The following is a 7,604-nucleotide window of genomic DNA, read 5'->3' on the forward strand; positions in this document are numbered from 1 at the left end:
GTGGCTGCAAGACCTTCTGTCGGGAAAACAGCATTTACGTTAGACTCGATGCGAAAAGGAGCAAAAGCAGACCTGAAACAGTACATGGGCACATTCTTTAGCTGTGAAATGATTACATCGAAAGTGATTGACCGCTGGATTGCTGCCGAAGGTAGACTTCCCGTAAATGAACTCAGTAACCCAAATAAGTTCTTTGGCAACAATGACAAGAAGTGGATGAAGTATCAACAGGCGACAGGAGAGTTGGCGAATTTGCCCATCAACATTCGGGAAGAAAAGCACATTCATGAGATTCGGGCGGTGATTTGGAAAACAGTCAAAGAACATCCGGAGAAAAAACACTTGTTTGTCATTGATCACTTGGGGCATATCAAAACGGATGAGACATTTGCGAATAACCACTTGAAATTCACTCACATCATCAACGAATTGAAGGACATCCAAAAGACGGTAAAACAGCCCATTATCCTGATTGCGCAATTAAATCGTGCGGTGGAAGGGAAAATGGATAAGCGTCCGTGCATGGCTGATATACGGGAGTCGGGTTCGATTGAAGAGGTAGCGGACGTGATTATATTCCCCCATCGAGAAGCGTATTTTGACAAAGAAAAACGAGAGACAGAGGAAATACACGAGACGGAACTCATCATAGCCAAAAATCGGAATGGAGCGGTAGGAACGCTGAAGCTGAACTTTGTGAAGCGGACGAATGAATTTGTGGAGTGAGGACATGCGAGTCAGTGAAGTATTAGAGTACGCAATAGCACATGGACTGGTAGGAATCGTGGCGTTGATTGAATTGCTCGTGTTAGATAGACAGGTTGTAAAGTTTACAGACGATGTTGCAAAACTGGATTATTATTTTCAAAATCGATTTCGGATGGCCATGAATCAGCATGTGGAAGCCTATATGAGCAAGAAGAACAAGCATGTGATGACAGATGAGGAATGGGATAGTTGGATGGAACGAGTGGATGACAGGTATTTGGAGTGAGAGGAATTGAGTAAATACAAAAATAAAAAAGTTAATTTGGACGGTCATGTTTTCGATTCAAAAGCCGAAGCGAATTATTACGAAGGCTTGAAAATCCGTTATGCAAGAGGCGAAGTACAAGGGTTTGAACGACAGCCTATCTTTAAGTTACAACCCGCGTTCAAGAAACAGGATAAAAGCTTTCAAGCCATTACATACATAGCCGACTTCTTGGTGTACTTGCCAAATGGTGAGGTGGAGGTCATAGACATAAAAGGTTTTATTACCCAAACTTTTGCGTTAAAGAAAAAAATGTTCGAGTACAAATATCCGCATTTGCGACTCATAATTTTGTCGTATGTTCAAAAGTACGGTGGTTTTATTGAAATTTCCGAATTAGAAAAGTTACGAAAAGCAGCTAAGAGGAGGAAGTAAATGCCGAAATGGGTGGATATAGCAGGTGAATGTTTTGGGATGTTAACGGTTCTAGGAAAGGTCAAAAAAGGTAGATTAACTTATTGGGAGTGTAGATGCGAATGTGGTGTTTTAACCTACTCAAGTGTAACGGACCTTCGTGCAGGTAAAAAGAAGAGCTGTGGCTGTTTAGCAAAGAAAAAACGTAAATTAGGTAATCCAACACATGGATTAAAAAACATTAATAAACGCCTGTATATATCGTGGAAAAATATGAAGAGTCAATGCCTGAATGAAAAGAATAAGTCTTATCGTCATTATGGCGGGAATGGGATTGTTATCTGTGAAGCTTGGTTAAGTTATGAAAATTTTTATAATTGGTCTATCACGAATGGCTATGAAGATAATCTAACTCTTGATCGGATTGATAATGACGGTAATTACGAACCTAATAATTGCCGATGGGTAGATGTAAAGACGCAGATTAGAAATAGAAGCATAACTGCAAAAGTCTTATTTCACAGCAAAGAAATCCCTATTGCTGAACTGGCTTAAGAATATGAAATAGATTACTTGTTAGTTAAAGCACGTCATAATCGAGGATTTAAAAATGATGAATTGATAAAAGGTAGAAAAAAAGCAAACTAAAGGGAGCGGATCATAATGGCATATATCGAATTTAAACCGGTGTTGAAGAAAGTGAACTTAAAACCTGATGGAAAGAAAGAGATTGTGTTAGAAGTAACAGATTCCTCATTGCAAGGGAAATTGGATTCTCTGTCTGAAATGATTGATGCAAAAGTATTTGTTTCGTTAGAGTCTATGCAAGTCAACTTTAATGTCACGATTAATGCGAAAACAAATGAGCCGGTTACGCAGTACGAAGTGGATGAGAAAGGAATGGTACAAGAGGTAAAATCAACGTTCGAGCAAATGGAAGCGGATCTAGATATGCCAGAAGAAAAGATTCAGATTCGTGAAGAAAAAGAACAAGCGGACCGTGAGATTATCGATGCTTTTATCATCAGTGGTTTAGCACCGAATTTTGAGGGGATGCCGAATAAACTTCCGGATATTGTGAAACGCCGTCTGGAAGGAGAATCCTACTTAAAACTGGCAAATGAGCTGAACATGTCCTCAGGACAAATTATCGAGGTAATCGATGAATATCGTAAGCGTGTAGCTCCATTGGCCATCAAGTGGTATGAGTGGAAAGAACAGCAGCCAGAAACAAAAGAAGAGGCAAAGAGTGGGGAGAAATCTGAGGAAACGGCGGAGACAGAAGAAGGAGCCATTTCGAAACCATTGCAGCCATCGGAAGAATTTGAAATAACAGATGAGGACAAGTCATTTGAAGAAGAGCAAGAATAAATCCATACGGATTCAAATATTAAATCTACAAGATGAGAATTGCGCGGGATGTGAAAAAGTGCCGGCATACAGGAAGTTAGGGAATCGTAAGACTTCCTGGTGTGCGGATAACTGTAAAATTGGAAAACAAATCAAACAATTAGGCGACACCTTACTGGAAGGGAGAAATGAGACGATGGCGGAGCAAATGGCTGAAGAAAGAAATTGGGATACATTATGCGAGAGAGCGGAGAAATTACGAGGTGAAAAACTATCATGGGCAAAAATTGCAGACAGTCTGGGCGTGAGTGAAAGCACACTGTATTATAACGTTGCAAAACGACGAGAGAAAAAAGAGAATGCTAGGAAGCGTATAGGCGTATCTAAGCTATTCACCACAAAAGAAAAGGCTCAGGGAACAAACAACGAAAACGGAAAAAGTGTGATGACTACTCCTATACTTTTGAAAGAAAAAGAACAACTCTTACAAACCCTACAGACAGAACAAGAAGCGAGAAAAGGAATCGAAGCGGAATACGAACGTATCAAGAAACAGTTACAAGAACGGGAAGAAGCATATACGATTTTACTGAATGAAAGTAACCAGTTAAGCGAAAAGAAATGGGAAGTCGAAGCTGAACTACGAAAAACTCAAATTAGAATCGGCGCGGCAGAAGAAACAGCTGAAAGGGAACGGAAGCACCGCCTAGAATGTCAAGCAAGAGCGCAAGCATTAGGCATCGCATTGAAAGCCGTATTGTAGGTGAGGAATATGAAACTCACCAGAGAAGAACGCCTCCAGCTTACTTATCAGATTGGCGATATCATCGAACAGAAATGTAGACGGTGTTATTACAATCGTTCAGATGATGCAAGTTTCAGTATCAGCATTTGTGCGAATTGTCCGACTGGTCAGGAGTTACGCCAATTGGGTAGGTATTTTGATACGGAGCCGAGACAGCGCGCAGGGAAACCTGGAAATATTCCGGATGGATTGACGCTAGCCCGTGTAAGGGAACTCAATGACCAGGGGATTCCAGATAAAGAGATTAGTATCATGTTTGAGCGGAGTCCATCCTACGTTGGGAAAGTGAAAAATAGATGGAGAAAGCAAGGGTTGTGGCAAGGGCCGAATCAGGTGGCTAAGAAAGCGAGTAAGGAGAAAAGGGGTGAACGAAATGTTAGTCCCTTCGAATAGTGGGAAACAAATGAAAGGGGATGGGTGGGCGTTTTGCCCAGTGGTCTTCTAGATTGTGTGTTGTCGCAAAATATAACAAAGGGGAAATGAAAAAATGAAGCAAATGCAAACTTTCGCACATAACATGTTCGGTAATTTAGAAATTTTAATTCAGAATGGAAAAGAGTACTTTCCAGCAATCGATGTTGCAAAAGCTTTAGGGTACTCAAACCCTCATGATGCTGTAAGTAAACATTGTAAAAAAGATGGGGTCGCGTTTTGCGAGGTCATCGATTCACTAGGAAGAGCACAAGAGAAGAAGTTCATTAACGAAGGGAATTTATATAGATTAATTGTGAAATCCAAACTCCCACAAGCAGAACAATTTGAAAAATGGGTATTTGAAGAAGTACTCCCAAGCATTCGAAAACACGGGGCTTACATGACACCGCCTACGATAAACGCCTTATTACAAGACCCAGATTTACTCATCGGTTTGGCGTCGCAACTCAAACATGAGCAACAGGCCAGGCAAGTGGCCGAGCACAAGAATCTCATGTTAACACAGCAAGTCGCAGAGAACGCATCTAAGATTACATACCTCGATCAAATTCTTCAGTCAAAAGATACGGTAACCGTCTCGCAAATTGCAGCTGATTATGGGTTGTCTGCAGTACGATTAAATAAAATCTTAAAAGATGAAAAAGTACAGTACAAAGTAAATAATCAATGGCTACTGTATGCGAAGCATCAAAATAAAGGCTATACAAAATCACAAACAATTGATGTCACGCATTCGGATGGTAGTAAATCCGTAAAAATGAATACACGCTGGACACAAAAAGGTAGGTTGTTTATCCATGATATGTTGACGAAGCGAGGTATTATTCCAGAAATGGATAGAGAGGCTGTTTAAATTTTATACTGCAGAAAAATGACCTCGTAGAACCGGATAAATTCGCGTTAGAATCTTTTTTGAATACCATAGATATCGGCAGGGGTAACGACCTTTAAGGGGGATGTTAGAATGCTTTAAATGGAATGGGTGATTATTTTGAAAAAGACGTTCTTGGAGAAAGAGCTCCTAAGGGATTTGATAGGGTAAACAGAAAACAAAAGTGGTGCCCTCTTAGTATGATCTATCTGTACAAAACTATGCATAATAAAAACAGCTAGCTTTTGCTAGCTGTCTGAAAGGAGAAAATTAAATTGATACTTGTAATCGAAAAAGCAAGTACTATGGATGGCTTACCTATAGTATGAGTTAACTACCTAATTGTTATACACAAAAAATAAAACGAGCACTTGTGTTAGAGTGCTCGTTAGAGAAACTGTATCTCATTATTGTTATGCGTGAGCCATGAACAAGTAATGATTTGAAAAGTAAGGATACAAGACATTATATGTGATTTTTTGAAAATGGATCCTAAAAAAATAATTTGATTTATGCTACAAAAAGTGGGAACTAATAATAGTAAGAAACTGTGTTGGTGTTATAAAATGGTGAAAAGTCAGCGAGGTGTCCAGCATGAATGGAAAAGAAAAGCGTATTCGTATTTTAGATATACAGGACCAGTATTGTCACACGTGTGACTATCAAATGAAACCATTAAAAGAATGTATCCAGCATTGTGCGATAGGAATGGAGTTGAGGGAATTAGCAACAGCCTTATTTGAGGAACATAGGGGGAAAAAATCAAGAGAAGAATGGGATGAGATTTGTAGACAAGCAGCCAAGTTATATGAGCAGGGATTTGGGACAACCATGATAACGAAGACACTCAGTTGCCCAAGTAGTACTTTACGTGAACAACTGAAGAAGCGGGGATTATGGAAAGGGAAAACACAAGCTGAGCTTCAGGAACAAAGTCGGAAAAAGTGGAATGACTGGTGTCAACAGGCGCTTGAATTAAGAGGGAGGGGATTTAGTTATCCGAAAATAGCGCAGTATCTGGGTGTACCAGCATCAAATTTACGTAATGAAATGAGTAAGAGGGGATGCCGATTATAGTGGATAATGAGAAAAAAACAGGTAGTAAAAACTAGCTGTTTTTTCGTGTGACATCTATATATTTTAAAGTTGTTGCTGGACTACTATGGCCAAAGAAATGTTGTAATAGTGCGATATCTATCCCGGATTTGTATGCGTAATAGCCCCAAGTTTTTTGAAGTGTATGTGAACTGATTCCGTCTATTCCAACTGCTTTTGCGGTTTTGTTCAAAACATGCCAAGCATGTTGTCTTGAAATGGGGCGTTGCCCTTTTTGAGACTTTAATAATGGTTCATCAGGTGTTTGAACGTTACGTTTTTTTATATAGTGTTTGATCGCATAATGCAGTATTTCGTTTACAGCAAACCATTTATTTATTTTTTCGTGTTCATTATAAAATAGAACGTAATTACGAATTTTTCCGTTTGCATCAAGCACATCCCGAACTTGTAGTTGTAAGATTTCACTGACTTTTAAACAGGAATGCAGAGTAAATAGGAATAGTAGGTTATCACGCTTTGAAGATTGTGAAAGTATATGTTGGATTTTTTTAATTTGCGATTCACTTAATATTGTTTGCCTAACCTTTTTCATTGTAAGCATTCTCCTTTATAGAACTAGGGAAAGCGGCAATTGTATGTATCTCAAAAGAAAATATAGATTGATAAATTATGTAAATGCGAAAGGAATCTTTTTTGAAATCTCATTAAAAGTATAAACAGTAGGAGGATTTTTATTCAGGAGGGGACCAATGAATCAATTATCTTTTTTTACCTATATTGATGAGAAAGAAATCCGCCCTTTTGTGATAGAAGAATTAAAGAAGTATAAAGTGTTACGTGTTCGGTTTCAGAATCAGCAAGAACGGATAGAGGTAGGTGCAGACATCTTATTTCCAGAATTGCGAAAGATAGATGTCCATGAACTGAAGTATAGGCAATTACATCGTGCATTTGAACATGCGCTAGATCAAGAAGAACAACGTATACTAGAAATGAAGTATATGAGTGCGACAGAGTTAAACGATGATTATATTTATACGGTATTAGGAATGAAGCGCGGGAAGTTTTATCGGAAACGAAAGTCAGGGATTTTGAATTTTGCAACTGCATTAGAGATGATATGAAAATTTATGGAACTTTTGGGGTACTGTTTGGGGCACTAAATCGGGTACCTTTTTAAGTTGGAATCGGAGGTAAGATATTCTTACAGTTACTGTTTGGAAGACAGAAGGCTGTGGGGATAGCGTATCCACCATCATGTGAAGTGATGTGAGTGGGCCCCATTATCAAAACGTTACCGAAGAACGGGCATGGGCGGTAGGAACCCGCGACAGAACGAAAAAACCAAGGGAAATTATTTTATATTTATATACCAAGTTGGCTGTTTCTGTATAGAGGATGGCCAGCTTGTTTACATAGAACACAATGTATAAATCAACTTGTGTAAGCGAGAGGAATTTATTTTATGAGGAGGAAACGAAATGAGCCACTTACAAATCATAGGGAAACAAATGGTAGCGGGATATGAGTTTACTGGAATTGAAGGTGGGTTTGGCGAAGGTAAGAAAGCGATGTTGGTAAAAGAGATTGCGGAGATTCATGGGCAGCCGTTAAAAAGCATAAATAGACGTATTAACGAGAATAGAAACAGATTTAGAGATGGTGTAGATATTATTGATTTAAAAGTGGGTGCTTTT

General features: G+C 39.0%; 12 protein-coding genes. 11 read left to right on the top strand and 1 reads right to left on the bottom strand.

The window, feature by feature from the left end; genetic code table 11:
* The 9 genes from ATL10_RS29905 to ATL10_RS29945 all read left to right on the top strand — a co-directional run.
* On the top strand, positions 1-726 hold a 726-nt coding region (locus tag ATL10_RS29905), incomplete at its 5' end, for a DnaB helicase C-terminal domain-containing protein (protein ID WP_258375835.1).
* 64 nt (positions 727-790) lie between these two features.
* Entirely contained in the window at positions 791-994 is a 204-nt protein-coding gene (locus ATL10_RS31485) for a BRCT domain-containing protein (RefSeq protein WP_220037389.1), read from the top strand.
* 6 nt (positions 995-1,000) lie between these two features.
* Positions 1,001-1,408, top strand: a complete 408-nt coding sequence (locus ATL10_RS29915) for a DUF1064 domain-containing protein (protein WP_110498227.1) — start codon at positions 1,001-1,003, stop codon at positions 1,406-1,408.
* Complete coding sequence (locus ATL10_RS29920; protein ID WP_110498229.1) at positions 1,409-1,942, top strand: hypothetical protein; 534 nt, start codon at positions 1,409-1,411, stop codon at positions 1,940-1,942.
* Positions 1,943-2,050: 108 nt separating this feature from the next.
* On the top strand, positions 2,051-2,758 hold the full coding sequence (locus ATL10_RS29925) for a 2-methylcitrate dehydratase (protein WP_110498231.1): 708 nt from the start codon (positions 2,051-2,053) through the stop codon (positions 2,756-2,758).
* Positions 2,739-3,500, top strand: coding sequence for a zinc-finger domain-containing protein (locus ATL10_RS29930; RefSeq protein ID WP_258375836.1), 762 nt, complete (start codon positions 2,739-2,741; stop codon positions 3,498-3,500). Before ATL10_RS29925 ends, ATL10_RS29930 begins: the two co-directional genes overlap by 20 nt.
* Positions 3,501-3,509: 9 nt before the next feature.
* Complete coding sequence (locus tag ATL10_RS29935; protein ID WP_110498235.1) at positions 3,510-3,935, top strand: hypothetical protein; 426 nt, start codon at positions 3,510-3,512, stop codon at positions 3,933-3,935.
* Positions 3,936-4,029: 94 nt separating this feature from the next.
* On the top strand, positions 4,030-4,830 hold the full coding sequence (locus tag ATL10_RS29940) for a phage antirepressor KilAC domain-containing protein (protein WP_110498237.1): 801 nt from the start codon (positions 4,030-4,032) through the stop codon (positions 4,828-4,830).
* Between the two features lie 612 nt (positions 4,831-5,442).
* Entirely contained in the window at positions 5,443-5,925 is a 483-nt protein-coding gene (locus tag ATL10_RS29945; protein ID WP_110498239.1) for a hypothetical protein, read from the top strand.
* Between the two features lie 31 nt (positions 5,926-5,956).
* Here the strand turns inward: ATL10_RS29945 and ATL10_RS29950 are convergent, their stop codons facing one another.
* Positions 5,957-6,499: a tyrosine-type recombinase/integrase gene (locus ATL10_RS29950; RefSeq protein WP_142670034.1), complete on the bottom strand. Its 543-nt coding sequence runs from the start codon at positions 6,497-6,499 to the stop codon at positions 5,957-5,959.
* 157 nt (positions 6,500-6,656) lie between these two features.
* Here ATL10_RS29950 and ATL10_RS29955 point away from each other — a divergent pair, with 157 nt between their 5' ends.
* Together ATL10_RS29955 and ATL10_RS29960 are read left to right on the top strand one after the other, a co-directional pair.
* The gene (locus ATL10_RS29955; RefSeq protein ID WP_110498243.1) at positions 6,657-7,031 is read left to right on the top strand and encodes an ArpU family phage packaging/lysis transcriptional regulator; all 375 of its coding nucleotides are present in this window, start codon (positions 6,657-6,659) and stop codon (positions 7,029-7,031) included.
* Between the two features lie 357 nt (positions 7,032-7,388).
* A partial coding sequence (locus ATL10_RS29960) for an ORF6N domain-containing protein (protein WP_181419363.1) occupies positions 7,389-7,604 on the top strand: 216 nt, incomplete at its 3' end.

The organism is Bacillus sp. 196mf, assembly GCF_003217275.1.
In the GTDB taxonomy this organism is placed as follows: Bacteria; Bacillota; Bacilli; order Bacillales; family Bacillaceae_G; genus Bacillus_A; species Bacillus_A thuringiensis_S.

Excerpts from the sequence above, each read along its gene's own strand:
- ATL10_RS29935 (WP_110498235.1), top strand. The coding sequence starts at position 3,510 with ATGAAACTCACCAGAGAAGAACGCCTCCAGCTTACTTATCAGATTGGC.
- ATL10_RS29950 (WP_142670034.1), bottom strand. The coding sequence starts at position 6,499 with ATGAAAAAGGTTAGGCAAACAATATTAAGTGAATCGCAAATTAAAAAA.
- ATL10_RS29920 (WP_110498229.1), top strand. The coding sequence starts at position 1,409 with ATGCCGAAATGGGTGGATATAGCAGGTGAATGTTTTGGGATGTTAACG.
- ATL10_RS29955 (WP_110498243.1), top strand. The coding sequence starts at position 6,657 with ATGAATCAATTATCTTTTTTTACCTATATTGATGAGAAAGAAATCCGC.
- ATL10_RS29940 (WP_110498237.1), top strand. The coding sequence starts at position 4,030 with ATGAAGCAAATGCAAACTTTCGCACATAACATGTTCGGTAATTTAGAA.
- ATL10_RS29925 (WP_110498231.1), top strand. The coding sequence starts at position 2,051 with ATGGCATATATCGAATTTAAACCGGTGTTGAAGAAAGTGAACTTAAAA.
- ATL10_RS29945 (WP_110498239.1), top strand. The coding sequence starts at position 5,443 with ATGAATGGAAAAGAAAAGCGTATTCGTATTTTAGATATACAGGACCAG.